This window comes from Streptomyces sp. NPDC055749, from assembly GCF_053617235.1.
In genome coordinates this window covers 36,082-62,209 of the sequence record NZ_JBSHFH010000012.1, presented here as the reverse complement: position 1 = coordinate 62,209, position 26,128 = coordinate 36,082, and the positions used below count along the sequence as shown (strand labels likewise).

Annotated in this window: 19 protein-coding genes; 7 read left to right on the top strand and 12 right to left on the bottom strand. The window is 70.6% G+C overall.

All coding sequences use genetic code 11. The annotated features are described in order from the left end of the window. Window positions 1-34 precede the first annotated feature (34 nt). A complete protein-coding gene (locus ACWGO0_RS11720; RefSeq protein WP_453531766.1) occupies window positions 35-553 on the top strand; it encodes a GNAT family N-acetyltransferase in 519 nt (172 codons plus the stop codon). Window positions 554-663: 110 nt separating this feature from the next. Next, window positions 664-870, top strand: coding sequence for a hypothetical protein (locus ACWGO0_RS11715; protein WP_453531763.1), 207 nt, complete (start codon window positions 664-666; stop codon window positions 868-870). A gap of 36 nt (window positions 871-906) precedes the next feature. Here the strand turns inward: ACWGO0_RS11715 and ACWGO0_RS11710 are convergent, their stop codons facing one another. Together ACWGO0_RS11710 and ACWGO0_RS11705 are read right to left on the bottom strand one after the other, a co-directional pair. Continuing rightward, window positions 907-2,514, bottom strand: coding sequence for an AMP-binding protein (locus ACWGO0_RS11710; protein ID WP_453531760.1), 1,608 nt, complete (start codon window positions 2,512-2,514; stop codon window positions 907-909). Beyond that, window positions 2,511-4,187 (bottom strand): AMP-binding protein, encoded by a 1,677-nt coding sequence (locus ACWGO0_RS11705; protein ID WP_453531757.1) that lies wholly within the window; start codon window positions 4,185-4,187, stop codon window positions 2,511-2,513. Before ACWGO0_RS11705 ends, ACWGO0_RS11710 begins: the two co-directional genes overlap by 4 nt. Before the next feature lie 109 nt (window positions 4,188-4,296). On the opposite strand from ACWGO0_RS11705, the gene ACWGO0_RS11700 reads away from it, so the two are divergent. Next, a complete protein-coding gene (locus tag ACWGO0_RS11700; RefSeq protein WP_453531754.1) occupies window positions 4,297-5,139 on the top strand; it encodes a response regulator transcription factor in 843 nt (280 codons plus the stop codon). A gap of 5 nt (window positions 5,140-5,144) precedes the next feature. Here ACWGO0_RS11700 and ACWGO0_RS11695 read toward each other — a convergent pair whose 3' ends face one another. Together ACWGO0_RS11695 and ACWGO0_RS11690 are read right to left on the bottom strand one after the other, a co-directional pair. Continuing rightward, window positions 5,145-6,278, bottom strand: a complete 1,134-nt coding sequence (locus ACWGO0_RS11695; RefSeq protein ID WP_453531751.1) for a winged helix DNA-binding domain-containing protein — start codon at window positions 6,276-6,278, stop codon at window positions 5,145-5,147. Window positions 6,279-6,288: 10 nt separating this feature from the next. Further along, the gene (locus tag ACWGO0_RS11690) at window positions 6,289-7,746 is read right to left on the bottom strand and encodes an MFS transporter (protein WP_453531748.1); all 1,458 of its coding nucleotides are present in this window, start codon (window positions 7,744-7,746) and stop codon (window positions 6,289-6,291) included. 136 nt (window positions 7,747-7,882) lie between these two features. Here ACWGO0_RS11690 and ACWGO0_RS11685 point away from each other — a divergent pair, with 136 nt between their 5' ends. Beyond that, window positions 7,883-10,282, top strand: a complete 2,400-nt coding sequence (locus tag ACWGO0_RS11685; RefSeq protein WP_453531745.1) for an endonuclease/exonuclease/phosphatase family protein — start codon at window positions 7,883-7,885, stop codon at window positions 10,280-10,282. Between the two features lie 14 nt (window positions 10,283-10,296). On the opposite strand, the gene ACWGO0_RS11680 is transcribed toward ACWGO0_RS11685, so the two are convergent. From ACWGO0_RS11680 to ACWGO0_RS11670, 3 genes are read right to left on the bottom strand one after another with little or no spacing between them, the layout of a single operon-like run. Continuing rightward, complete coding sequence (locus ACWGO0_RS11680; protein WP_453531742.1) at window positions 10,297-11,217, bottom strand: alpha/beta fold hydrolase; 921 nt, start codon at window positions 11,215-11,217, stop codon at window positions 10,297-10,299. A gap of 17 nt (window positions 11,218-11,234) precedes the next feature. Then, entirely contained in the window at window positions 11,235-12,503 is a 1,269-nt protein-coding gene (locus ACWGO0_RS11675; RefSeq protein ID WP_453531739.1) for a beta-ketoacyl-[acyl-carrier-protein] synthase family protein, read from the bottom strand. Then, entirely contained in the window at window positions 12,500-12,733 is a 234-nt protein-coding gene (locus ACWGO0_RS11670) for an acyl carrier protein (RefSeq protein ID WP_453531736.1), read from the bottom strand. Before ACWGO0_RS11670 ends, ACWGO0_RS11675 begins: the two co-directional genes overlap by 4 nt. Before the next feature lie 233 nt (window positions 12,734-12,966). On the opposite strand from ACWGO0_RS11670, the gene ACWGO0_RS11665 reads away from it, so the two are divergent. From ACWGO0_RS11665 to ACWGO0_RS11655, 3 genes are all read left to right on the top strand, one after another. Further along, window positions 12,967-13,413, top strand: a complete 447-nt coding sequence (locus ACWGO0_RS11665; protein WP_453531733.1) for a nitroreductase family deazaflavin-dependent oxidoreductase — start codon at window positions 12,967-12,969, stop codon at window positions 13,411-13,413. A gap of 47 nt (window positions 13,414-13,460) precedes the next feature. Next, on the top strand, window positions 13,461-14,207 hold the full coding sequence (locus tag ACWGO0_RS11660) for a nitroreductase family protein (protein WP_453531730.1): 747 nt from the start codon (window positions 13,461-13,463) through the stop codon (window positions 14,205-14,207). A gap of 188 nt (window positions 14,208-14,395) precedes the next feature. Beyond that, window positions 14,396-15,943 carry a peptidoglycan-binding protein gene (locus tag ACWGO0_RS11655; protein ID WP_453531727.1) on the top strand — a complete coding sequence of 516 codons (1,548 nt, stop codon included), beginning with the start codon at window positions 14,396-14,398 and terminating at the stop codon, window positions 15,941-15,943. 43 nt (window positions 15,944-15,986) lie between these two features. Here ACWGO0_RS11655 and ACWGO0_RS11650 read toward each other — a convergent pair whose 3' ends face one another. The 5 genes from ACWGO0_RS11650 to ACWGO0_RS11630 all read right to left on the bottom strand — a co-directional run bounded on the left by ACWGO0_RS11650 (window position 15,987) and on the right by ACWGO0_RS11630 (window position 26,124). Then, a complete protein-coding gene (locus ACWGO0_RS11650; RefSeq protein ID WP_453531724.1) occupies window positions 15,987-16,664 on the bottom strand; it encodes a hypothetical protein in 678 nt (225 codons plus the stop codon). A gap of 290 nt (window positions 16,665-16,954) precedes the next feature. Next, entirely contained in the window at window positions 16,955-20,617 is a 3,663-nt protein-coding gene (locus ACWGO0_RS11645; protein ID WP_453531721.1) for a S8 family serine peptidase, read from the bottom strand. Between the two features lie 209 nt (window positions 20,618-20,826). Continuing rightward, entirely contained in the window at window positions 20,827-21,966 is a 1,140-nt protein-coding gene (locus ACWGO0_RS11640; RefSeq protein ID WP_453531718.1) for an XdhC family protein, read from the bottom strand. A 36-nt stretch (window positions 21,967-22,002) separates the two neighbouring features. Further along, window positions 22,003-23,460 (bottom strand): NCS2 family permease, encoded by a 1,458-nt coding sequence (locus tag ACWGO0_RS11635; RefSeq protein WP_453531715.1) that lies wholly within the window; start codon window positions 23,458-23,460, stop codon window positions 22,003-22,005. 246 nt (window positions 23,461-23,706) lie between these two features. Then, complete coding sequence (locus ACWGO0_RS11630; protein ID WP_453531712.1) at window positions 23,707-26,124, bottom strand: xanthine dehydrogenase family protein molybdopterin-binding subunit; 2,418 nt, start codon at window positions 26,122-26,124, stop codon at window positions 23,707-23,709. Between the last annotated feature and the right edge of the window lie 4 nt (window positions 26,125-26,128).

The following is a 26,128-nucleotide window of genomic DNA, read 5'->3' as shown; positions in this document are numbered from 1 at the left end:
CCGCGCCACGGGCACCGCTCGCCATACTGAGCCCATGCGTATCCGCCCCGCCCGGCGCTCCGAACTGCACCTCCTCCAGGACATCGAGCGCGCCGCAGGCGAACCTTTCCGCACGCTCGGCATGTCGGCCGTCGCGGACGACGATCCGCCCCCGCTCCGACTGCTTGAGAGCTACCGCAGGGCAGGCCGCTCCTGGGTCGCCGCGGAATCCCTCGCCTCCGCCGCCGAGCGGCCCATCGGCTATCTGATCGCCGACCCGGTCGACGACGCGGCGCACATCGAGCAGGTATCGGTCGCGCCCACAGCCGCCCGCCGCGGAATCGGACGCGCCCTCATCGACCACCTCGCGCACTGGGCGGCGGCTCAGGAGCTGCGGGCGCTCACCCTGACCACGTTCACGGACGTCCCGTGGAACGCCCCCTACTACAGCCGTCTCGGATTCAGGACACTCACGGAGGACGAACTCACCGACGGGCTGCGCGCCATCCGGTCCCTGGAGAAGGAACACGGCCTGGATCACTGGCCGCGGGTGTGCATGCGGCGCGAGCTCTGACGCGCCGACGGGTGGGCCGGCGGGCGGGCCGACGGCGATAAACAGTCACGTCCGTCACAACGGGCCCATATGTTCGGTGCGTTGTCAGTGGGGGGACGTAGAGTGAGCACATGGCCTTAACTCCTCCGCTTTCACGCCCATTCAGCCCCACGCCCGCCACGCCCGCCGCCGAGGCGAACGAGGCGATACGCGCGCTGGTGGACGCGCGGGCCGGACAGGACTGGTCGTCCGTGGAGTCCGCGGCGTACGAGGTGCTGCTGATCGAGTGGGCCGCGGCGACCCGGGGCCTCGGCTCCGAGATCATCGAGGCCGCCTGACCCGGGCCGCCCGGCGCCCGGGTCCACGGACCTGCCCTACGCGCCGTAGGTCTCCCGCAGTTCGATCTTCCTGACCTTCCCGCTGACGGTCATCGGGAAGGCGTCCAGGATTTCGAGACGCCGCGGAATCTTGTAGTGCGCGAGCCGTTCGCGGCAGTAGTCGGTGACCTCCTGGAGGGTCGGCGGATCGGCCGGGTCCCGGGCGATGACGCAGGCCAGGATCTCCTCGCCGTACGTGGCGTCCGGCACGCCCACCACCTGGACATCGGCGATCTTCGGATGACCGTAGAGGAACTCCTCGATCTCCCGCGGGTAGACGTTCTCGCCACCCCGGATGATCATGTCCTTGATCCGGCCGACGATCTGCACGTAGCCGTCCTCCCGCATCGAGGCCAGGTCACCGGTGTGCATCCAGCGTCCGGCGTCGATGACCTCGGCCGTCCGGTCGGGCTGCTCCCAGTAGCCGAGCATCACGCTGTAGCCGCGGGTGCACAGTTCGCCCGCCTCACCGCGCTCCACAGTCACACCCGTCACCGGGTCGACGACCTTCACCTCGATGTGCGGCAGCACCCGGCCGACCGTGCCCGAGCGGCGCTCCAGATCGTCGTCGCGGCGGGTCTGGGTGGAGACCGGTGAGGTCTCCGTCATCCCGTAACAGATGGACACCTCCGCCATGTGCATCTCGGCGACGACCCGCTTCATCACCTCCACCGGGCAGGGAGATCCGGCCATGATGCCGGTACGGAGCGAGGAGAGGTCGTACGAGGCGAAGCCGGGGAGGTTCAGCTCCGCGATGAACATGGTGGGCACCCCGTACAGCGAGGTGCAGCGCTCCTGCTGGACGGCCGCGAGCACCGCGGCGGGCTCGAAGGCGGGGGCCGGGATCACGATGCAGGCCCCGTGCGAGGTGGCCGCGAGGTTCCCCATCACCATGCCGAAGCAGTGGTAGAAGGGCACCGGCAGACAGATCCGGTCCTCCTCCGTGTAGGCGATCATCTCCCCGACGAAATAGCCGTTGTTGAGGATGTTGTGGTGGGAGAGGGTGGCGCCCTTCGGGAAGCCGGTGGTGCCCGAGGTGTACTGGATGTTGATGGGGTCGTCGCAGGACAACTCGGCTTCGCGTGCGGCCAGTTGTTCTTCCGTGACGGCGCCCGCGGAGGCAGTCAGCTCATCCCACGACGGGTCCCCGATGTAGTGGACGGCCCGCAGCGAGGGACAGTTGGCGCGGACCTGGCCGACCAGGGCCCGGTAGTCGCTCGTACGGTGGGAGAGCGAGGCGACCAGGAGCGAGATCCCCGCCTGGTTGATCACGTACTCCAGCTCGTGCGCGCGGTAAGCCGGGTTGATATTGACCATGATCGCGCCGATGCGGGCCGTGGCGTACTGGACGAGCACCCACTCCGGGCAGTTGACGGCCCAGATGCCGACCCGGTCGCCCCTGGCCACGCCCGCCGCCATCAGCGCGCGGGCCAGCTCGTCCACGTCGGCGCCGAACGCGGCGTACGTCCAGCGCCTGCCGGAGGCCACGTCGACCAGTGCCTCACGTTCCGGGAAGGCGCCGACGGCCCGGTCCAGATTCGCCCCGATGGTGTCGCCGAGCAGCGGCGTCGTTCCGGTGCCATGTGCGTACGACAGTGCGTTCACCGCAGGTCCCCCTCGTCGAACTCGGTGCCCTTCCCCTGGGCCGTGCGCTCGCGGAGCTCGATCCGGCGGATCTTGCCCGAGACGGTCTTCGGCAGGTCGGCGAACTCCAGTCGCCGGACGCGCTTGTACGGGGCGAGAACCGCCCGGGAGTGCTCGAAGAGCACCTTCGCGGTGTCCGGACCGGGTTCCCAGCCCTCCGCGAGGACGATGTACGCCTTCGGGACAGTGAGGCGGACCGGGTCGGGGGCGGGCACGACGGCTGCTTCGGCGACCGCCTCGTGCTCCAGCAGGGCGCTCTCCAGCTCGAACGGGGAGATCTTGTAGTCCGACGACTTGAACACGTCGTCGCTGCGGCCGACGTACGTGATGTAGCCGTCCTCGTCGCGGGCGCCGATGTCGCCGGTCCGGTAGTAGCCGCCCGCCATGGCCTCGGCCGTGCGCTCCGGGTCGCCGTGGTAGCCGGTCATCAGACCGACCGGGGCGGCCGACAGATCGAGGGCGATCTCGCCCTCGGTGGCGCCGGGTTCACCGGAGACCGGGTCGAGCAGCTCGACCTTGAAGCCGGGGCTGGGGCGGCCCATCGAACCGGCCTTCAGCAACTGGCCGGGGGTGTTGGCGACCTGGACGGCGGTCTCCGTCTGGCCGAAGCCGTCGCGGATGGTGACACCCCATTCCCGCCTGACGGTCTCGATGACCTCCGGGTTGAGTGGTTCCCCGGCCGCGACCACCTCGCGCGGCGGTGTCTTCAGCTGGGAGAGGTCGGCCTGGATGAGCATCCGCCACACGGTGGGAGGAGCGCAGAAGCTGGTCACTCCCGAGCGGTCCATCTCCGCCATCAGCCGGCCCGCGTCGAAGCGCGTGTAGTTGAAGATGAAGACGGTGGCCTCGGCGCTCCACGGAGCGAACAGGTTCGACCATGCGTGCTTGGCCCAGCCGGGCGAGGAGATGTTGAGGTGGACGTCGCCGGGCTTGAGCCCGATCCAGTACATCGTCGACAAGTGGCCCACGGGGTAGGAGACATGGGTGTGCTCGACGAGTTTGGGCCGGGCGGTGGTGCCGGAGGTGAAGTAGAGCATCAGCGGTTCGTCCGCCTCGGTCCCGCGGTCCGGCTCGAAGCTCGCGGGCTGCTCGTCCACGCCGCTGTACGGGAGCCAGCCGTCGACCTCGCCGCCCACGGCGATCCGGGTGTAGTCGCCGGGCACCTCGTCGAACTTCGGCGCGTCCGCCGCCCGGACGAGGACGTGCCGGACCCGGCCGCGCTCGACGCGGTCGCGCAGATCGACGGGGCCCAGGAGCGGGGTGGCGGGGATGACGACGGCGCGCAGCTTCATCGCGGCGAGGGCCGTCTCCCACAGCTCGGTCTGGTTGCCGAGCATGACGAGGATGCGGTCGCCCTCGCGTACGCCCTGGGCCTTGAGCCAGTTCGCGGCCCGGTTGGACCGGGCGGACATCTGCGCGAAGGAGACCTCGGTACGGCGGCCGTCCTCCTCCACGATGTGCAGGGCGGTGCGGTCGTTGTCCTCGGCGATGACGTCGAACCAGTCCAGCGCCCAGTTGAAGTGCTCGGACCTGGGCCAGCTGAAGCCCTCGTACGCCCGCGTGTAGTCCTCACGGTGCTCCAGCAGAAAGTCCCGGGCGGCCCGGAACGATTCCGTCGCGCTGGTTGCCGACATGTGCTCTCCTTCTTCACGGACCGGACCGGTCGCTGACATCATGTAAACAGTGACCCAGGTCTCACTACCCCCGAACGGGGGTGGAAACGGATGGGCTGGAGGCTTCTGCGTGCCGGGAACGGGCGAGGCGGTCGAGCTGCAGGCGGCGCTTCTGCGGCTGCGTCGCACCAGTGGGCTTCCCGTCGTCTTCGGCGGCCTGCTCCACGATGTGCGCCACGCGCGGATCGCCGAGCTGAACGGGGCGCAGACGGCCGCGCTGCGCGGCCTCGTCATCTCGGCGGGCAGTGGGCTCGGCGGCAAGGCGATCGCGCTGTCGCGGCCCTGCGCGGTGACCGACTACCCGTCCTCGCGTCACATCAGCCACGAGTACGACATGGCCGTCGCCGCGGAGGGGCTGCGCTCGGTCGTCGCGGTGCCCGTCGTCGTACGCCGGAAGGTGCGCGGCGTGCTGTACGGGGCGCTGCGCGAGCCGGTCACGCTCGGGGACCGCACGTTCACGGCGGCGGTTTCCGCGGCCCGCGATGTGGAACAGGCGCTGGTCGTACGGGACGAGGTGCAGCAGCTCCTCACGGCCACCCGGGAGCGGATGACCGACCCGGGCACGCCCCCGGGTGCCTGGGAGCACGTCCGCGAGGCGCACGAGGAGCTGCGGGCGCTGGCCCCGAAGATCCTCGACCCGGCACTGCGCGAGGAGTTGCTCGCGGTCTGCGGACGCTTGGCCTCGGCGACCGGTGCGCGCGCTCCGGCGGACCGCCGGGTTCGGCTGGCGCCCCGTGAGGTGGACGTCATCACCTGCGTGGCGACCGGCGCGACGAACGCGGTGGCGGCGGACCGGCTCGGGCTGCGGCCCGAGACGGTGAAGGGCTATCTGCGCTCGGCGATGCGCAAACTGGGCGCGCACACACGCCTGGAGGCGGTGGTGGCCGCGCGCCGGGCCGGCCTGCTGCCGTAAGCCTGTTAGTCGCCGAAGTCGATGAATGTGCCGAAGCGGACGTCGTACGCGCTCGCTTCCGTCATCGCCGACAGCATCCCGGCCGCCTCCCGCGTGATGTCCTCGCGCTGCGCCGGGCTGAGCCGGCCGAGTGGCTGCACCGTGACCGTGGCCGGGTCCGCCGCCGGGTCCGCGGTCTTCTCCGTACGCCAGATCGCGGCGAGGAAGCCGTCGACGAGGAGGGTCCCGTACGCCTGGTTCCCCTTGCCGTTGCGCCCCTTGAACGCGGGCGGGATGACGCGTGTGCGGTCGGCGTGGCCGAGCAGCACGTTGTCGAACTCCGGCAGGAAGCGCGGCGGGGCGGGGGTGTCCGGGTCGGGGCGCGGGGCGTCGGGGAGGTCGAAGAGCTCGACGCCGTTCTCGTCTCGGAAGGTGAGGAGCTGTGGCCTGAGCCGCTCGAACGCCTCACGGAGCCGGGTCAGTCCGGCCCAGCTCTGCATGTCCATCACCGAGGCCGGGCCGAAGGCCGCCAGATAGCGCAGGACGGTTCCGTCGGGTGCGGGCACCGGCTCCGACGGCCGGCCGAGCCAGTGCTCGGCCGTCGTCAGCGCGACCTGCCCGCTGTGCCCCCACAGCCCGCGCGGGGTGACCTGGACGAGGGGCAGCCGGCAGCGCGCGGCGACCGAGAGGGACAGCGGGTCGGCGTCCGGCCAGTGGCCGAGGAGGGCGTCGCGCAGCTCCTTCATCGTGCGGGGCCGCTCCTCGACGAGCTCCTTGCTGATCTCCGCGAGCCGGTCGAGGTCCACACCGAGGAGCCCGGACCTGAACTGCTTCAGTTCCCGTTCGCGCGCGGCCTGGACCAGGGGGCGCAGGGTGAGCGCGTCGTCCGCGGTGTGGGTGTGGATGGTGGAGCGGAGGGTGACGATACGGACGACCTCACGGGACTCCATCAGCGTCGAGAGATCCGCGGGCCGGAAGCCTTCGAGCCGGGCGTGGAGCTGGTAGTACGGGGGCTTGGTGTTCTGCGCCTGGAGCCCGAGGAGGTGCGCCACCGCCTCCTTCGCCGGCATCGCGCTGCGGCGCAGGAGCAACTGGCGTTCCAGGGTGGCGCGGTTGAGTGCGCGGCTGGAGAGCACGGGGGCGTTCGTCTTCGCGGCCATGTACGGCACGCTACGCCGCGTCGCGGACACCTTCTGTCCGCATCTGCCTTTTCGTCCGCCGGGCGGTCCCCACATCGGCGAGGGCGACGATCAGGGCCGCCAGGACGAACGCGACCGAGACGAGGAGCCCGTGGTCGTACGCGGTGGCCCAGCCGTCGGGGCCCACCTGGGCGAAGAACACCGCGCCCACCGCGGCGATACCGACCGCGGAGCCGACGCGCTGGCCGGTCTGGAGCGTGCCCCCGGCGCTGCCCGCGCCGGCCACCGGCACTTCGGCGAGAGTGAGGGTCTGGTTGGGGGCGATGACCAGGCCGCTGCCCAGACCGGCCAGCAGCAGGGGGCCCGCCATCGCCCATCCCGCGTCCACCCCCGGCACCAGGTGCACGGCGAGCGCGGTGAGGGCGAGCCCGGCCGTCACCATGGCGAGGCCGACCACGACGAGGGGCCGCCCGAAACGGCCGACCAGCCTGCCGCCGATGGCCGCGGCGACGCCCGAGCCCAGCGCGAACGGGGTGATGGCGAGCCCCGCCTGAAGGGCCGTGTAGTGCTGGCCCGACTGGAGGTAGAGCGTGGTGACGAAGAAGATCGAGGTGAACCCCGCGAAGTACAGCAGGATCAGCAGACAGCCCAGCCAGTAGGACCGCAGCCGGAACAGCGAGAGGTCCAGGACCGGTTGCGTGGACCGCGTACCGCACCGGGACTCCCATACGACGAACGCGGCGAGGAGTACCGCGGCCAGGACGAGCAGGAGCCACTTGCCGTCGCCCGGCCACTGCTGGGCCTGTACGAAGGGCAGCAGCAGGGCCAGTACAGCCGCGCCGAGGAGCAGTACGCCGACCGGGTCGAGGTCCCGTGCCCGTACCCGGGTCGCGGTCGGGGTGTCGGGGAGCAGGCGCCGGGCGAGCAGGAGGCAGACGACGCCGAGCGGCAGATTGACGTAGAAGACCCAGCGCCAGCCCTGGGCCGTCCCGGCCCCCTGGATGAGCAGACCGCCCAGCAGCGGCCCGACGGCCGTGGAGATGCCGACGACGGTGCCGAACATGCCGAAGGCCCGGCCGCGCTCACGTCCGTGGAACATCTGCTGGATGAGGGCGGAGATCTGCGGGGAGATCAGCCCGCCCGCGACGCCCTGGACCAGCCGGGCGATCACCAGCCAGAGGCTGGACTGGGCGGCGCCGCAGGCGGCGGACGCCAGCGTGAACAGGGCGAGACCCGCCATGAACACCGCCCGGCGCCCCCGGGCGTCGCCGAGGCGCCCGGCGGGGATGAGGAAGAGCCCGAACGCGAGCGCGTAGCCGGACAGCACCCACTGGAGATCGGACTCCGGGGTGTCCAGACCCTCCTGGATGGACGGCAGCGCCACATTGACGATGGACACGTCCAGCAGGGTCATGAAACCGGCCACCAGACAGACGGCCAGTGCCTGCCAGCGCCGGGGATCGGGGAGGTGCGCCGTGGTCTCTGCCATATTTCGCACCTTAAGTCCTGCCCTTCGCAGCGGAGTCGAACACCGCTGCGATGCGTGGAATTAACCTCTGATGCCTTGTCACGCACGTTCTACGCGCATAGCTTTTGCCCTCACTACACAGTTGGGGGCACCTCACGTGCACATATCAAGACACGGTTCCGCTCTGCTCGCGGGTGCCGTCGCCGTAACCCTCTCGGTGACCGCCCTGCCCGCCGCCTTCGCGGCCCCGTCCCCGACCGCCGTGATCTCCGAGGTCTACGGCGGCGGGGGCAACTCGGGTGCGACGCTCACCCGCGACTTCATCGAACTGGCCAACGCCGGGTCCGCGCCGTACGGCCTTTCGGGCTTCAGCGTCCAGTACCTTCCGGCCGCCCCGTCCGCCGGTTCGCTGTGGCAGGTCTCCGCGCTCACCGGCTCCATCGCGCCCGGTGGCCGCTACCTCGTCGCCCAGGCCGCCGGCACGGGCGGCACCGTCGCGCTTCCCACGGCGGACGCAACGGGTACGGTCGCGATGTCCGCGACCGGCGGCTCCGTCGCCCTCGTCTCCGGCACCGCCCCCCTGACGTGCAAGACGGCCGCCGACTGCGCCGTCGACACCCGGATCGTGGACCTGGTGGGTTACGGCTCCGCCGTCGTGCGCGAGGGCAGCCCGGTGACCGGCGCCTCCGCCACCGCCTCCGTGGCGCGCGGCACGGCCCTCGCCGACACCGACGACAACGCCGCGGACCTCGCGGCCGGCACCCCGTCCCCGGTCAACGCGGCGGGCGAGACGTCCGGCGGCAGCGGCCCCGGCGACCCCGGCAACCCGACCGAGCCCGGCACCGTCCGGGTGCACGACATCCAGGGCACGACCCGGCTGTCGCCACTCGCCGGACAGACGGTGTCCGGCGTCCCGGGCGTCGTCACCGGCGTACGGACCGCCGGTTCGCGCGGGTTCTGGATCCAGGACACCGCCCCCGACGCCGACGCCCGTACCGGCGAGGGGCTGTTCGTCTACACCGGGGGCTCCGCACCGGCCGTGGCCGTGGGCGACTCGGTGCTGGTCAGCGGAAAGGTGGCCGAGTACTACCCGTCCGCCACCGCCCAGTCGCTCACGCAGCTCACCGCCCCGAGGACCACCGTGCTGTCCTCGGGCAACGCCCTGCCCACGCCGGTCGTCCTCGACGCCACCTCCGTTCCCGCCGGCTACGCCCCCTCGGCGAACGGCGGTCCGATCGACGCGCTGCCCCTCGCCCCGGCGACGTACGCCCTCGATCTGTACGAGTCGCTGGAAGGCACCCGCGTCCGCGTCGCCGACACCCGGGTCACCGGGGCGACGACCGCGTACGACGAGATCTGGGTGACGGTCAAGCCCGAGGAGCAGCCGACCGAACGCGGCGGAACGCTCTACGCCTCGTACGCCGACCAGAACACCGGCCGTATCAAGGTCATGTCGCTCAACGCCTCGCAGCCCGTTCCGGTCGCGGACGTGGGCGATGTGCTGTCCGGCGCCACCACGGGTGTCATGGACTACGCGTCCTTCGGCGGCTACAACCTCCAGGCCACCGAGCTCGGCACGCTCACCGACAACGGTCTGGAGCGCGAGGTGACCCGCCCGCAGCGGGGCAACGAGCTCGCCGTGGCGACGTACAACGTGGAGAACCTGGACGCGCTCGACGACCAGGCGAAGTTCGACACGCTCGCCGCGGGTGTCGCCGTCAACCTCTCCTCGCCCGACGTGCTGTCGCTGGAGGAGATCCAGGACGACAACGGCGCCGTCAAGGACGGCACGGTCGGCTCCGACGCGACGCTGAAGCGGTTCACCGACGCGATCGTCGCGGCGGGCGGCCCCCAGTACGCGTGGCGTTACATCGCTCCCGAGGACGGCCAGGACGGCGGCGAGCCGGGTGGCAACATCCGTAACGTCTTCCTCTTCAACCCCGAGCGGGTCGAATTCGTGGACCGTGCGGGCGGCGACGCGACCACTCCCGTGACGGTGGTGGACACGAAGAAGGGCCCCAAGCTCTCGGTGTCGCCCGGCCGGATCAACCCGGCTAGCAGCGCGTGGGCCGACAGCCGCAAGCCGCTGGTGGGTGAGTTCCGCTTCCATGGGAAGCCGGTCTTCGTCATCGCCAACCACTTCACGTCCAAGGGCGGCGACCAGCCCCTGCACGGCCGCTACCAGGAGCCGGTGCGCAGCTCCGAGACCAAGCGGGTGCAGCAGGCCGCCGAGGTCAACACCTTCGTCAAGTCGCTGCTGGCGGCGGACAAGTCGGCCCGTGTGGTGACGCTCGGGGACCTCAACGACTTCGCCTTCTCACCGACGATGGACGCGCTGACCAGCGGTGAGGTGCTCAAGCCGCTGATCACGACGCTGCCCGCGAACGAGCAGTACAGCTATGTGTTCGACGGCAACTCGCAGACGCTGGACCACATTCTGACCAGCCCTGCCGTGACCCGCTTCGACTACGACGTGGTGCACATCAACGCCGAGTTCGCCGATCAGGCGAGCGACCACGACCCGCAGATCGTCCGTATGCAGGTCAACAAGCGCTGACGGCACATGACATGTCACCCCGCCGCGCGCGACACCGCCACGTCGCGCGCGGCCCGGTCCTGGTGCGGAAGGACTGCCGGACGGTCCTGTTCGAGCGGCTGGTCGGTGAAGAAGCGGGTGACGAGCTCGGCGACGTCGTCGGACCGTTCCAGGACCACCCAGTGGTCCGACCGGTCGATCGTGAGGAAACGGCTGCCCTCGATGGTCGAGGCGAACGCCCGCTGACGTTCGGGCGAGGTCACCGTGTCGTGCTCCCCGGCGAAGACCAGCGCGGGCACACCGGACAGCCCGCCGGAGAAGTCCGGCCGGTCCCCCAGCGCCCGGCGCAGGGTCTCCGCCGCGTGCGGCGAGTGGGTGAGCGCGTGCAGGAAGGAACGCCGGACATAGCGCCTGGCGAGCTCCCTGCGGTGCACCGGGCGCTCCGGGTCGAGGCACATCAGGCCGTCGGCCGCGAGCCTCGCGAACCCTTCCTTGTCGCCCTCGGCCAGCCGGGCCGACGCCCGGCGCCAGTAACCGCGCTGGGCCTCACCGATATGGGCCGGGACACCGCCCAGGACCAGCCGGGCGATGCGGCCCGGGTCGCGCTGCGCGCAGCCGAAGGCGATCGCGGCGCCGTACGAGAACCCGAAGAGGTTGACCCTCGGCGCGTCCAGGCTGTCGATGATCCCGGTCACCGCGTCGACCAGGGTGGCCACCGCGGGACCCGGTGGCAGCGGGTCCGCCGTGCCCATGCCGGGCAGGTCGGCGGTGACGACATCGGCGAACGGGCCCAGGTGGTCGTCCATCTGCGGCCAGCCGAACATGCCCTGGAGCGCCCCGCCCAGCACGACGACGGGCTCGGTGCCAGGTCCGCCGCCGCGGGTGGTGCGCGGCAGGACGCGGTAGCCGTAGCGGAGCCCGTTCACCGACAGGGACCGGATGATCTCCTGGGACATGGTGGGTGTTCCTCCGGTCACTTGGTGAGCACGAGCGCCGCGTTGTGGCCGCCGAAGCCGAGCGAGGTCTTGGCCGCGCAGTCGAAGGTGCCCCGCCTTGCCTCCTTGCTCACCACGTCGACGGGGATCCCGGGGTCGGGGGCGTCGAGGTTGGCGGTGGGCGGCACCAGTTGGTGCTGGAGGGCGAGGACGGTCAGCACGGTCTCGATGCCGCCCGCCGCGCCGAGTGTGTGCCCGGTCATGGCCTTGGTGGAGGTGACGAGGGGGCCTTCGCCGAGTACCCGGTGGAGCATGGTCGCCTCGATGAGGTCGTTGGCGACGGTCGAGGTGCCGTGGGCGTTGACGTGGCCGATGTCCCGGGCGCCCAGTCCCGCGTCCGCCAGCGCGGTGCGCAGCGCCCGTTCGATGCCGAGGCCGTCGGGGTCGGGGGCGACGGCGGAGTGGGCGTCGCTGGAGGCCCCGTAACCGGCGATGTGGGCACGGACGGTGGCACCGCGGGCGCGGGCGTGCTCGGGGCGCTCCATGACGAGGAGCCCGGCGCCCTCGCCGACGACGAAGCCGTCGCGGTGCGTGTCGAAGGGGCGGCAGGCCGCGCCCGGGTCGTCACGGCGGGTGGAGACGGCCTTCATCTGGCAGGCGCTGGCGATCAGCAGCCGGGAACGTACCGATTCGGCGCCGCCCGCGACGACGATGTCGCAGGCCCCGGTGCGGAGCATCTGGTGGGCGGTGCCGATGGCGACGGTGCCGGACGAACAGGCGGTGGAGACCGCCTGGCTCGGTCCGTGCACACCGAGATCCATGGCGACGCTGCTGGCGGCGCTGTTGACGACGGTGAGCGGGGCGAGCTTCGGGGAGACCCGCCGCGCGCCTCGTTCGGTGAGGGCGGTGTGCTGCTCGTCGTAGAAGGGAAGTCCGCCGTGCGCGGAGCCGATGACGACGGCGACCCGGCCGCTGTCCCAGACCGAGGGGTCGAGTCCCGCGTCGGCGACGGCCTCGCGTGCGGCGATCACCGCGAGCTGCGCGAAGCGGTCCATCAGCCGCTGGGCGGCCACGCCCAGCACGGCCCTCGTGTCGAGGCCGTCGACGGTATACATGAAGTCGCAGGGCAGGCCGTCGAGTTCGGGCAGATGACGGACGGACGGCACGGCCGCGGGGTCGCGGACCCCGTGCCAGGCGGCGTCCGCACCGACGCCCGCGGCGGTGACGAGTCCGATGCCGGTGACCGCTGCGCTGAACGGCTCCAGGGGCGAACGGCCCCTGGGCTCGGCGGACTCGCGGCCCGTCACGCGGTGGCCTTGCCGTGCACGGCGGCCACGAGCTGCCCCACGGTGTCCCGCGAGGTGAGCGCGACGTCCTCAAGATCGATGTCCATCCGGTCCTCGATCAGCAGCCGCAGCTCCTCCAGCGCCAGTGAGTCCAGACGCAGTTGACGGAGCGGCACGTCGGGTCGGATGGCGAGGGGGTCGGTACCGAAATTCGTCACCAGCAAGGCGGTGATCTCTTCCGAGGTGCTCATGGGGCGCTCCTCCGCTGTGGTACGCGGTGACGCCGGCCGCGTGGGGGTGGGGACAATTGCCATCGGGGGCGCCGGCTGCTCCGGAGGGACCCTTTATACGCCTTCACGGGCCGCTCTCCGCCTCGCGTTCCCCCGTGAGGTGGGGGGACGACCAGGTGTGCGATTCCGTTCGCGCGTCCGGACGGGTGGCACGATGGGCAAGGACGGGGGCCAACGAGAAGGGACGTACGACGATGACGGCGCAACGGCAGGACGGCGCGGACGTTCAGGTCAACCCGACGAAGTGGGTCGCCCAGCAGGCGGAACTGTACGAGTCCTCGGGCGGCACGAAGGGCACCACCCAGCTCGGCGTCCCCTGTCTGCTGATGGACTATGTGGGCCGGCGCAGTGGTATGTCACGGCGCACTGTGCTGATGTACGGACGGGACGGCGACGACTATCTGATCGTGGGCTCGAACGGCGGCTCGGACAGCCACCCGCTCTGGTATCTGAACCTCCAGGACGACCCGAAGGTCGTACTCCGGGTCGGGACGGAGCGTTTCGCGGCCGTCGCCGAGACACTCACGGCCGAGGAGAAGGAACGGGTGTGGCCGCATCTGGTGGAGCTCTTCCCCCGGTACGCGGAGTACCGGCGTGCCACCACGCGTGACATCCCGGTCGTCAGGCTCCGACGGAGCTGATCAACGGGGCTCCCCGCGCCGGGGCTTGGCCCGTAAACTCCGCGATCATGACCACCGAATCGGTTCGATCCGACGCGTCCGCCGCTGACGGACCCACCCTCGACGGACCCGCCCTCTTCGCGACGATGTCCACCATGCGCGCCATGCGCCGCCTCAAGCCGGACCCCGTGCCGGACGAGACGCTGGAGCAGCTGATACAGGCCGCCGTCTGGGGTCCCAGCGGCGGCAATATGCAGTGTTACGAGTACGTGGTCGTCACCGACCGCGCGATGATGGCGCGCCTCGCCCCGCTGTGGAAGCGGTGCGTGGACTCCTATCTGGCGACGACCGGCAAGTACGCGCCGAAGGGCATGGACGACGCGGCGTACGGGCGGATGGTGGCCGCCATCGAGTACCAGCGCGACCATTTCGCCGATACCCCCGCGCTGATCATCCCGTGCTACCGCTTCCCGGAGCCGCGCCTCGACGAGGAAGGGCTGCTGGCCTCCGCGCAGGCACTCGGCCCGGCCGGCACCGAGCACATGATGAACACGCAGACCCGGTTCATGGCGCTGGCGGAAGGCTCGTGCGTCTATCCCGGCGTACAGAACCTCCTGCTCGCCGCGCGGGCCCTGGGCCTCGCCGCGAACATCACCATCTGGCATCTGATGCTGGAACAGGAGTGGAAGCAGGTGCTGGGGATTCCCGAGGACATGCAGACCTTCGCGGCCGTTCCGGTGGGGTGGCCGCAGGGCAACTTCGGCCCCGTGCGGCGCCGCCCGGTGGCGGACGTGATCCACCGGGACCGCTGGTAGGACTCCTGACTGTCAGGTCTACTGATGGACTGTCAATTACCTTATATATCAAGGGAGTTAATGACACACCGGCATCAACGCGTCATTGTCACGCCCTGATCGCATGGATAGCCTGAGCTCTCTGAACGGCCCTCGGTACCCACTCGGGTGCGAGGGCCATTCCTCTCCCCCACAGAGCAGGAGCAGACATGCCCAGACGCCCCGCCGTCCGCCCGGGAAGCCGGGCAGCCGCCCTGGCCGCTGTCACCGTGACCGCGCTGCTCGCCACGGGCTCCCCGGCCACCGCCGCGCCCGCCCCGGACCCCGTGAACCGGGCCTTCGCGCAGGCCGCCGACGCGTACGGCGTGCCGCGTGATCTGCTCACCGCCGTCGGCTACGGCGAGACCCACCTCGACGGCCACGCCGGACTCCCCAGCCAGGCGGGCGGCTACGGCGTCATGCACCTCGTGAGCAACCCCGCCAACCGCTCGCTGGAACAGGCCGCGGCGCTGACGGGCGAGTCCGCCGCGAAGCTGCGCCGGGACACCGCTGCCAACATCCTCGGCGGCGCCGCCCTGCTGCGCGCCCACGCCGACGCGCTGGGGCTCGACCGCGCAGAGCGCCGCGACATCGACGCCTGGTACCCGGCCGTCGCCCGCTACAGCGGTGCGCGGGACGCCACCGCCGCCCTCTACGCGGACACCGTCTACACCTTCCTCGCCGAGGGGCTGGCCACGACGCTCCCCGGCGGCGAACAGATCACCGTCACCTCCCGGCCCGTCTCCCCCGAGAAGGGCGCCCTGGCGGCGGCGGGCGCCACCGCGGTGAGCCCCGACTACCCCCCGGCGCTGTGGGTGCCGGCCAGCTCCGCGAACTACGCCAAGGGCCGCTCGGCGACCGTCGACAAGGTGGTCGTCCATGTCACGCAGGGCTCGTACGCGGGCAGCATCAGCTGGTTCCAGAACCCGGCGTCCCAGGTCAGCGCGCACTATGTGATCCGGTCGTCCGACGGTCAGATCACCCAGACGGTGCGTGACAGCGACACGGCGTGGCACGCGAGAAGCGCCAACGCCTCGTCGCTCGGGATCGAGCACGAGGGATGGGTGGACAACCCCTCGTGGTTCACCGACACGATGTACCGCTCGTCCGCCGCGCTGACCAAGCACCTCTGCGACAGGTACGGGATCCCGAAGGACCGGGCGCACATCATCGGGCACAGCGAGGCGCCCGGGAACGACCACACCGATCCGGGTGTGCACTGGAACTGGACCTACTACATGCAGCTGGTCGGCGGCGACACCGGCGGCCCGGGCAGCGACGGGCTGAGCTTCCCCTCGTACAGCACGCAGCAGTCCGGCTCGACGGGGCCGCAGGTCACAGCGGTCCAGAAGCTGCTCAACACCCAGGGGTACGGCGCCGGAGCCGAGGACGGGGTGTTCGGGCCCGGCACGAAGAGCGCCGCGCAGGCGTTCCAGCGGGCCCGGGGCCTGACCGCCGACGGCGTCGTGGGCCCGAAGACGTGGACCGCTCTGCTGTCGGCCGGCACCACACCGACGCTCACGCAGGGCAGCTCCGGGGACGCGGTGAAGCGCCTCCAGCGAGCGCTGACGGCGGCGCTCGGCACCACCGTCGGCATCGACGGGAGCTTCGGTCCTGCGACGGACACAGCGGTGCGCAGCTATCAGAGCAGCCGGGGGCTGTCGGTCGACGGCAGCGTGGGCGGCGCGACGTGGGGCGCCCTGCAGGCGGGGCGCTGAGACGGCGACGGCGCCCGTGTCCGCAGGGGCGCCGTCCGGGCCGTCACGGGGTCGCCGGGTAACCGATCTCCTTGATGTCCTCGGCCAGGCCGTCGAGATCGGCCTCCGGGTTCAGTGCCGTCACCACCTCGGCGGTCAGTGGCCGCAGGCCGTACACATGGCGCACCGCCGCCGGGTCGAGGGTGACTTCGTAGTAGTCCTCGGCCCACTCCAGGTAGGCGTCGGGGGTGCCCGCCACGAGGAGCTGGAAGACGTAGTCCGCGCCGTCCGCGCCGTCCCCGTCCTCCGGGAAGTCGATGTCTCCCGTACGCCACGCGCTGTCCGCGGTCTCCCGCCACAGGCATGCCGTCACCCGCGGCACCCCGGACTCGTCGCCGAAGGCCGGCTCCTCCACGAAGCGCCGGAAGACGGGCGGGACGTCGTCGAGGACTCCGGGCCAGAGCGCGTCGTCGACGTACGGGCTCATCGGCGACTCGTGATCGAATCCGCGGGCGTAGGCCCCGGCGGGCGAGAAGACGATCGAGTACTCGTCACCCGAACCGTTGCGCATCGAGGCCATCTCCAGCGGCGGTTCGCCCGACACCGACCACCGGGCGTCGTAGCTGTGCCACCGGTCCGACCACTCGGGGCACAGGATCGCGTCCAGCATCGCCATGGCGCGGCAGAGGTCGCTGAGGGCTGATATCCCGGGCAGGTGCCGGGCAACGTCGTGAACGCTCATGCCACCATCCAACCGCACAGCCGCAGCCAGCCGGAGAGTGCCTCCCGCCAGGATTCCCAGACCGCCGACAGCTCCGCCTCCACCGCCGGGGAATTCGCGGATCTCCGGGTCGCCCAGGTCCAGGTCCTCCACCAGGTGTTCCCGGCCCTCGTACGTGGATCGCGACGGTGTGCGGGAGCACCGCATTCGGGCAAACCGGACGAATTTTATCCTTCAAGGAAACGTGAAGAGCGGTGGCTCCGCACCCCTGGCAGGGATGCGGAGCCACCTCAAGAGGGTCCCTCAGCAGGTCACTTCAGGCCGAAGGCCCTGATGATCTCCTGGTCCACGGCGAGGCCGCCGGGGCCCTCGGCGTGCGCCTTCAGCGACACGAAGCCGCCCGCCTTCGCCGGGGTCCTGAACCCTGCGGTCCACTCACCCGTCGCACCCTTGCGCAGCTGCACGGGCTCCCAGTTCTTGCCGTCGTCGTAGCTGACCGACAGCGTGGCCTTCTCGGCCTTCACCGCACCGTCCAGCCACTCCTGCGTACCGGAGGCGAGACCGAGCTCGGTCCACCGGCCGGCCCTGACATCACCGGCCAGGTCGGTGTCGACGTCGAAGTCCAGCTGGAGCATCGGGATGTCCGCCTGGTGCGGGCCGTTCTCGTCCAGGGCGCCGGAGACGAAGTTCCACTCGCTGTGGGTCCGCGTCGACGTCTTCCACACGTCGCCGTCACGGACCGAGTCGAGGACGAGCCGGTACGGCAGCTTCTCGGGCGACAGGTCCCAGGCGAATCCGGCGCGGCCCGCGCCCTTCCTGAGCAGCGTGTCGCCCTGGTACACGGCGTACGACGTGGTGTCGTACTCGTCCTCGGGCATCGAACCGGAGTGGCCCGCGCCGGAGTCCGTCCACGGTGTGATGTTGAACTGCATGTCGTTGTACATCGTGCGGAACGGACCCCAGTAACCGGTGCCGAGCCGCGGACGGGTGACCGGAGCGAACCACTCGGCCTGGTAGTCGCGGCCCGCACGGTAGTCCAGTTCGGTGCTGCGCATCTCCGCGGCGTCGCCCGAGTCGTCGGCGTTGCGGACGGAGTGGTTCTCGTACCAGAAGGAGTCGCCCGGCAGCGGGTTGACCCACTCGGTGCGGACGCCCGGGAACTTCTCGTACTCCTCGAAGCCGAGGCCGGGACCGTAGTCCGGGATGTCGTATCGGAAGCCCGCGCCGAGCGTGGCCTTGTGACCGTAGAAGGTGTTCTCCACCTTCGCGAGCTCGTCGGTCTCCGGGGCGAAGGCCAGCGAACGGTCGGGGATGGTGCCGTCGTGACGGTCGACCAGGTCGTAGACGTAGCTCGCGAACTTCCGCTGGTCGACATCGATGTCCTTGCCGCGCTTCGCGGCGTCGATCAGCGTCTGACCGGCGATGCGCTGCACCGAGGCGACCGGGATGGTGCCCTCCTCGCCCCAGGGGAGGTAGCTCTCCATCGCGCGCCCACGGCCGTCGTTGACGACGAAGAGCGCCTTGGCACCGGCGGCGACCGCGTTGGCCAGCCGGTCGGCGGGGGCGACCGCGTCGCTGCGGTTGACCACGACGGCCTTGCCCTTGACGTTCAGCCCCTGATAGTCGGCGGAAGCACCGTTGCCGGCGAAGACACCGGTGAGCTCGCGCTCGCTGTTCTCGGCGACGAGGGAGCCGCCCTGGACGGTGACCGGGACGTCACGGCCGTCGGCCGACACGTCGATCAGCTCCTCGCCCTGGCGCCAGCGGGTCAGGAAGCTGAAGCTGCCCTGGGTGACCTTCTGGGTCGGGCTCGCCCACAGCTGGTCGTACGTCAGCGGGATCTGGAACGCGTCACGCTGGACGGTGCCGTCCGGTGCGGTGCGTGCCATGTCATATCGCAGCTGACGCGTCTCGGTCTCCTTCGGCGTCCTCGCACTGACCTTGCGGGCCTTGGAGGCGTCGAGGGTGACGGTGGTGGGCTTGTCCAGGATCGTCTCGGGGGCTGCCAGGAAGGCGACGGCCTTCGAGTCGGCGCGGTCACCGTCGATGTCGGCGGCGGACCAGGCGGTGTAGTTGCCCGGGGGCAGCCGCAGCGTGTTGTCGCCGGAGACCGCCACCACGCCGAGGTTCGGGTCGCCGAGCTCGGCGATGACGACGTATCCGTCCATCGGATCGCCCGCGCGGTCACGGAGCTGGAGCGTGAGGTCGTAGAGCTCCTGCTCCTTGTTGAGGGCGAAGCCGGTGTGCGCGACGGTGGTCCCGGCCGCGTCCCTGGCGATGACCTGGCCCGAGAACTGGGTGTTGTTCGGGACCTTCGACGGGTCGAGCGAGAGCACCGCGTCCGCGGTGGAGCCGGCGGGGACGGTGAGCTTCGACGTGGAGAGCGTGTACGCCGCGGCGTCCGTGTCGGTCGCCAGGTCCAGCGTGATGTCCTCGGCGCCGGTGTTGGTGTAGGTGATCTTCCGCTCGGCGACCGGGTCGGTCGTGGCGTGCGGCCAGTCGTAGGAGGCGACCTCGACGGAACCGGTGGCCTCGACCGTCGTGTCGATCGCCGCCTTCACGTCCAGCCGGCCGGTGCCCTGCTGGTACGGGGTGTACGCGTCGAGCTTCTTGGACGAGCTCATCAGCGCGTCCTTGATGCGCTGGCCCGGCCAGTCGGGGTGACGCTGCTTCAGGATGGCGGCGGCGCCCGCGACGTGCGGGGTCGCCATCGACGTACCGGACATCGACTGGTACATGCCCTCGATGTCGGGGATCGACTGCGAGGCCGCGGCGTTGATGCCGACGCCCGGGGCCGACAGGTCGGGCTTCAGACCGTAGGAATCGACGAGCGGGCCCATGGAGGAGAAGGCCGCGCGGCGGTCCTGCTTGTCGACGGCGGCGATGGTGAGCGCCTTCTCCGCCGAGCCGGGCGAACCGATGGTGCCCGCGCCGTACGCGTTTCCGGCGGCGATCACGAACAGCGGACCGCCGTCCGCCGACAGCGCGTTCACGGCCTGCGACATCGGGTCGGTGCCGTTGTCCGGCACCGGCGAGCCGAGGCTCATGGAGACGACGTCGGCGCCTTCGGCCTTCGCCCACTCCATGGCGGCGATGATCCCGGAGTCGGCGCCGGAGCCCGAGTCGCTGAGGACCTTGCCCACGAGCAGGTCCGCTCCCGGGGCCACGCCCTTGTTGGCACCCTCCGACGCGGCGCCCGAGCCCGCGATGGTGGAGGCGACGTGCGTACCGTGGCCGTTCTTGTCATCGACCTCTTCGCCCGGCACGAAGCTCTTGGTCCCGACGAGGCGGTCCTTGACGTCCGGGTGCGTCGCGTCGATGCCCGTGTCGAGCACGGCGACCTTGGCACCCTTGCCGTCGTAGCCGGCTGCCCACGCCTGCGGGGCGTTGACCTGCGGTACCGACTCCTTGAGCACGGCTTCGGCGCGGCCGTCCAGCCACAGCTTGGCGATGCCGTTGTCCAGCGAACGGGCGGCCGGCGTGCGGGCGATGTCGTTCCAGAAGGCGCGCGCCTCGTCCTTGTCGGCCTTGAGCGCGGCGCCGTGGATGGAGCCGAGCGGGCGGACGGTCTCACTGCCGCGCGGGGCGGCGGGCAGCGCCCGCCCCTTGCTCGCCGGGTACGTGGCGATCAGTGCAATGTCACCGGACTTCTTGTCGTCGTACCCCATCTCCACCAGGGCGGAGACGTTGAAGAGACGGCGGTCCAGCTTCCCCGCGGCGATGAGGGCGGTCGCCTCGTCGGGCAGGACGTAGATGTCGCCGCCCGCCTGCTGCACATGCACGCCGCCGGCCGCCCCGTCGGGACGGTCCACCGTGACGGTGTCCTGGTTCCCCGCGCCGTCCACGTAGTGCACGACGTCGCCGGTGACCAGCGTGAGGTCGTGGCTCTGGGCCTGGGCCGGGGCCTGCGAACGGCCGTCGGTGGTGCGCGGCGGCGTCGGGACCGCGGAAGCGGAACCCGCTGCGGGAAGCATCACACCGCTCACAAGCGCGACCGAGGTCGCTATGAGCAGGGCTCTGCGTCCCGCGCGAGCGGATCTCGCCCGGCCGGAAACGGAGGAGGGTGAAAGTGTCATGCAGCTGATCTACCGGTAAAAGCACGGCTGCGGCCGGGTTCGTCGCTGGCGTGAAGCCGCCGTGGCGGTAACCCGCCCGGGAACGATCAGGAGCAAGAGAGGGCGATTCAGGCGACCGAGGCCAGCGGAGGCCCGCCCTCGTGGTGGATCGGGGTGTGGGCCCCACGCAGTGGGTGTCCGCTGCCGCCGCGCCGCTCGGCGACGATCTCGGCGACGATCGACAGCGCGGTCTCCTCGGGCGTACGGGCTCCGAGGTCGAGGCCGATCGGCGAGTGCAGCCGGGCCAGTTCGCGCTCGGTGACCCCGGCCTCGCGCAGCCGTTCGTTGCGGTCGAGGTGCGTACGGCGCGAGCCCATCGCACCGACGTAGGCGACCGGAAGCCTCAACGCCGCTTCGAGCAGGGGCACATCGAACTTGGCGTCGTGCGTGAGGACGCACAGGACGGTACGCGCGTCGACATCGGTCGCCGCGAGATAGCGGTGCGGCCATTCGACGACGATCTCGTCGGCCTCCGGGAAGCGGTCCCGGGTGGCGAAGACCGGCCGTGCGTCGCAGAGGGTGACCCGGTAGCCGAGGAACTTGCCGGCCCGGACCAGTGCGGCGGCGAAGTCGATGGCCCCGAAGACGATCATGCGGGGCGGCGGAATGCTCGACTCGACGAGCAGGGTCACGGGCTCCCCGCACCGCGAGCCCTCGGCTCCGATGACCAGGGAGCCGCTGCGGCCCGCGTCGAGCATCGCGCGGGCCTCGGCCGCCGCGGTGCGGTCGAGGTCGGCATGTCCGCCGAGCCCGCCCTCGTACGAACCGTCGGGGTGTACGAGGAGCGGGCGGCCGAGCAGTTCGGCGGGCCCGTCGGTGATCCGCGCGACCGCCGCCGCCGTCCCCTCCGCGGCGGCGGCGAGCGCGGTGGCGAACACCGGGCGCGCGGGATCGTCCGCACGCACCGGTGTGACCAGGATGTCGATGACGCCTCCGCAGGTCAGACCGACCGCGAAGGCGTCCTCGTCGCTGTATCCGAACTGCTCCCGGACGGTCCGGCCGTCTTCGAGGGCCTGTTGGCACAGTTCGTAGACCGCGCCCTCCACACATCCACCGGAGACCGAGCCGATCGCCGTGCCGTCGCGGTCGACGGCGAGCGCGGCTCCTTGCTGCCGGGGCGCGCTGCCGCCGACCGCCACCACGGTGGCGACGGCGAACTCGCGTCCCTGCCCGACCCACCGGTGAAGCTCTTCGGCGATGTCCAGCATGGCGTGCTCCTAAGCAGAGTGCGGAGGGGGCGGGCGTCAGTGGACGCCCAGCCAGCTCTCGATGGGGTTGAGCGCGAAGTAGACGATGAAGATCACCGTCAGACCCCACATGAAGGCCCCGACCTCGCGGGCCCTGCCCTGAGCCGCTTTGATGGCGACCCAGGAGATGACACCCGCGGCCACACCGGTGGTGATGGTGTACGTGAAGGGCATCAGGACGACGGTCAGGAAGACCGGGATGGCGACGGACCGGTCGCCCCAGTCCACGTGGCGGGCGTTCTGCATCATCATGGCGCCGATGACGACGAGGGCGGCGGAAGCCACCTCGGTCGGCACGATCGCGGTGAGCGGGGTGAAGAACAGACAGGCCGCGAAGAAGAGACCGGTGACGACCGAGGCGAGCCCGGTCCTGGCACCTTCGCCGACGCCGGTCGCCGACTCGACGAAGACGGTCTGGCCGGAGCCTCCGGCGACACCGCCGATGGCACCGCCCGCGCCGTCGATGAACAGCGCCTTGGAGAGGCCGGGCATCCGGCCCTTGTCGTCGGCCAGCTTGGCCTCCGTACCGACGCCGATGATGGTGGCCATGGCGTCGAAGAAGCCGGCCAGTACGAGGGTGAAGACGATCATGCCGACCGTCATCACACCGACGTCGCCCCAGCCGCCGAACTCCACGTCCCCGAAGAGCGAGAAGTCAGGTGCGGAGACCGCGCTCCCGTTGAGCTCCGGCGGGCCGCTGCTCCAGGACTTGGCGGGGATGTCGCCGATCGCGTTGATGACGATGGCGATGACGGTGCCGGCCACGATGCCGATCAGGATCGCGCCGGGGATGTTGCGGGCCTGGAGCATGAAGATGAGGAGCAGGGTCACGCAGAAGATGAGGACGGGCCAGCCGGCGAGCTCACCGGCGGGGCCGAGCGATACGGGTGTCGCCGCGCCCTTGTGGACGAAGCCGGCCTTGTAGAGCCCGATCAGGGCGATGAACAGGCCGATGCCCATGGTGATGCCGTGCTTCAGCGCGAGCGGGATCGCGTTCATGATCAGCTCGCGGAGACCGGTGACCACCAGGAGGCAGATCACCACACCGTAGATCACGCACATACCCATGGCCTGCGGCCATGTCATGGCGGGGGCGACCTGTCCGGCCAGTACGCCGGAGACGCTGAGCCCGGCGGCGAGGGCCAGCGGGACCTTGCCGACGAAGCCCATCAGCAGGGTCGTCGCGGCTGCCGCGAGTGCCGTCGCGGTGATTAGGCCGGGCTGGCTGAGGAGGTTGCCGTCCACGTCCTTGCCGCCGAGGATCAGCGGGTTGAGCAGGAGGATGTACGCCATCGCCATGAAGGTGGTGACGCCACCGCGCATCTCACGCGCGACCGAGGATCCTCTGTCGGATATATGAAAATACCGGTCGAGCCAAGACCTTCCGGCGGGGTTGCGCGAGCCGGAGCCCGCATCCTCCGAACTCGTCTTCGGCTCAACTGACTGCTGGGTCATGCCTGACTCCCAAGGTTCACAGGGGCACCCGCGACGAAACCGTGACTGCGGGATTTGGGGATCACTGCGTTGGCGGCACGACCCGGGGGACGGCCCGAGGCGAACTGTTCGTGCAGGTTCAGACGTACTGAGGCGGTACCGAGGACCGCGAGCGGTGCGGTATTCGGTGTCTCCGGACGGTGCGGCACGCGGGGAAGTGTGACGTTCACGGCAGCACGCACCGTCCGGAGAGTTCGTGGGAGCTGGTCAGGTGCCGGTGAGGTGCTCGGGTCGTACCGGCGTCCTGTTGAGCTCGAGTCCCGTCGCGTTCCGGATCGCCGCGAGGACGGCCGGGGTGGACGACAGGGTGGGGGCCTCGCCGACGCCACGGAGCCCGTACGGGGCGTTCTCGTCGGCGAGTTCGAGCACATCGACGGGGATGGTCGGGGTGTCGAGGATGGTGGGAAGCAGATAGTCCGTGAAGGACGGGTTGCGTACCTTCGCGGTCTTCGGGTCGACGATGATCTCCTCCATGACGGCGATACCCATGCCCTGGAGGGTGCCGCCCTGGATCTGGCCGACGACGGAGAGCGGGTTGAGCGCCTTGCCGACGTCCTGGGCGCAGGCCAGTTCGATGACCTTGACCAGGCCGAGCTCGGTGTCGACCTCGACGACCGCGCGGTGCGCCGCGAAGGAGTACTGGACGTGGCCGTTGCCCTGTCCCGTACGCAGATCGAACGCCTCGGTGGGCCGGTGGCGCCACTCAAGCTCGATGTCGATCGCCTCCTCCTCCAGTACGTCGACCACGTCGGCGAGCACTTCGCCGCCGTCGGTGACGACCTTGCCGCCCTCCAGGAGGAGTTCGGCGGTGGCCCAGGCCGGGTGGTACGTACCGAACTTGCGGCGGCCGAGTTCCAGCACCTTCTCCCGGACGGCCTCGCAGGAGTTCTTCACGGCGCCGCCGGTGACGTACGTCTGGCGGGAGGCGGAGGTCGATCCGGCGGAGCCGACCTTGGTGTCGGCCGGGTGGATGGTGACCTGGCGTACACCTAGTTCGGTACGGGCGATCTGGGCGTGCACCGTGACGCCGCCCTGTCCGACCTCGGCCATCGCGGTGTGCACGGTCGCGACCGGCTCGCCGTTGATGACCTCCATCCGCACCCGGGCGGTGGAGTAGTCGTCGAAGCCCTCGGAGAAGCCGACGTTCTTGATGCCGACCGCGTAGCCGACACCGCGTACGACGCCTTCGCCGTGCGTGGTGTTCGAAAGACCGCCGGGCAGGGCGCGCACGTCGACGCTGCTGCCTTCGGCGTCCACCGTCAGCCACTGCTGCTCGGGCGGCAGCGGCCGGGACTTGACCCGGCGCAGCAGCTCGGCGACCGGGGCCGGCGAGTCGCAGGGCTGCCCGGTCGGCAGGAGGGTGCCCTGTTCCATGGCGTTGAGCTGCCGGAATTCGACGGGGTCCATGTCGAGCTTCGCCGCGAGCTTGTCCATCTGCGCCTCGTAGGCGAAGCACGCCTGGACCGCGCCGAAGCCGCGCATGGCGCCGCAGGGCGGGTTGTTGGAGTAGAGCGCGATCGCCTCGATGTCGACGTCCTCGATGGCGTACGGACCGACCGAGAGCGAGGACGCGTTACCGACGACCGCCGGGGAGGCCGACGCGTAGGCGCCGCCGTCCAGGACGATCCGGCACTTCATGTGCGTGAGCTTGCCGTCCTTGGTGGCGCCGTGCTCGTAGGAGAGCTTCGCCGGGTGCCGGTGGACGTGTCCGAAGAAGGACTCGAACCGGTTGTAGACCATCTTGACCGGCTTGCCCGTGCGGAGAGCCAGGAGGCAGGCGTGGATCTGCATCGAGATGTCCTCACGGCCGCCGAAGGCACCGCCGACGCCGGAGAGCGTCATGCGCACCTTCTCCTCGGGCAGGCCGAGGACGGGGGCGATCTGTTTGAGGTCCGAGTGCAGCCACTGGGTGGCGACGTACAGCTCGACGCCGCCGTCCTCGGAGGGCACGGCGAGACCGGACTCCGGGCCGAGGAAGGCCTGGTCCTGCATGCCGAAGGTGTACTCGCCCCTGACGATCACGTCGGCGCGCTTCGCGGCGGCTGCGGCGTCGCCGCGGATGATCGGCTGGCGGTGGACGATGTTGGGGTGCGGGACGTGACCGATGTGGTGGTCGTCGCGGCCCTCGTGGACCAGGATCGCGTCGGGTGCGGTCGCGGACGCCTCGTCCGTGATGACCGGCAGCTCGGCGTACTCGATCCTGATCTTGGCGGCGGCGCGGCGGGCCGTCTCCGGGTGGTCGGCGGCGACGATCGCCACCGGCTCGCCGTGGTGCCGGACCTTGCCGTGGGCGAGAACCGGGGTGTCCTGGATCTCCAGGCCGTAGTTCTTGATGCCGGTGGGCAGGTCGTCGTAGGTCAGCACGGCGTAGACGCCGGGCATCGCGACGGCCTCGCCGATGTCGATCGACCTGATCTCGGCGTGGGCGACGGTGGAGCGCAGCGTGTGGCCCCACAGCATGTCCTCGTGCCACATGTCCGAGGAGTACGCGAATTCGCCGGTGACCTTCAGGGTGCCGTCGGGCCGCAGCGTGGACTCGCCGATGCCGCCCCTGGTCTTCGACCCCTGGGAGATGTTCGTGGGAGTGCCGGCCGGAGCCGAGGCGACTCGTGGTGCAAGCGCCATGATT

Coding starts and splice junctions, on each gene's coding strand:
- ACWGO0_RS11660 (WP_453531730.1), top strand. CDS start 13,461: ATGACCACCGAATCGGTTCGATCCGACGCGTCCGCCGCTGACGGACCC.
- ACWGO0_RS11705 (WP_453531757.1), bottom strand. CDS start 4,187: ATGTCGGCAACCAGCGCGACGGAATCGTTCCGGGCCGCCCGGGACTTT.
- ACWGO0_RS11690 (WP_453531748.1), bottom strand. CDS start 7,746: ATGGCAGAGACCACGGCGCACCTCCCCGATCCCCGGCGCTGGCAGGCA.
- ACWGO0_RS11670 (WP_453531736.1), bottom strand. CDS start 12,733: ATGAGCACCTCGGAAGAGATCACCGCCTTGCTGGTGACGAATTTCGGT.
- ACWGO0_RS11720 (WP_453531766.1), top strand. CDS start 35: ATGCGTATCCGCCCCGCCCGGCGCTCCGAACTGCACCTCCTCCAGGAC.
- ACWGO0_RS11680 (WP_453531742.1), bottom strand. CDS start 11,217: ATGTCCCAGGAGATCATCCGGTCCCTGTCGGTGAACGGGCTCCGCTAC.
- ACWGO0_RS11655 (WP_453531727.1), top strand. CDS start 14,396: ATGCCCAGACGCCCCGCCGTCCGCCCGGGAAGCCGGGCAGCCGCCCTG.
- ACWGO0_RS11640 (WP_453531718.1), bottom strand. CDS start 21,966: ATGCTGGACATCGCCGAAGAGCTTCACCGGTGGGTCGGGCAGGGACGC.
- ACWGO0_RS11715 (WP_453531763.1), top strand. CDS start 664: ATGGCCTTAACTCCTCCGCTTTCACGCCCATTCAGCCCCACGCCCGCC.
- ACWGO0_RS11695 (WP_453531751.1), bottom strand. CDS start 6,278: ATGGCCGCGAAGACGAACGCCCCCGTGCTCTCCAGCCGCGCACTCAAC.
- ACWGO0_RS11635 (WP_453531715.1), bottom strand. CDS start 23,460: ATGACCCAGCAGTCAGTTGAGCCGAAGACGAGTTCGGAGGATGCGGGC.
- ACWGO0_RS11665 (WP_453531733.1), top strand. CDS start 12,967: ATGACGGCGCAACGGCAGGACGGCGCGGACGTTCAGGTCAACCCGACG.
- ACWGO0_RS11630 (WP_453531712.1), bottom strand. CDS start 26,124: ATGGCGCTTGCACCACGAGTCGCCTCGGCTCCGGCCGGCACTCCCACG.
- ACWGO0_RS11650 (WP_453531724.1), bottom strand. CDS start 16,664: ATGAGCGTTCACGACGTTGCCCGGCACCTGCCCGGGATATCAGCCCTC.
- ACWGO0_RS11645 (WP_453531721.1), bottom strand. CDS start 20,617: ATGCTTCCCGCAGCGGGTTCCGCTTCCGCGGTCCCGACGCCGCCGCGC.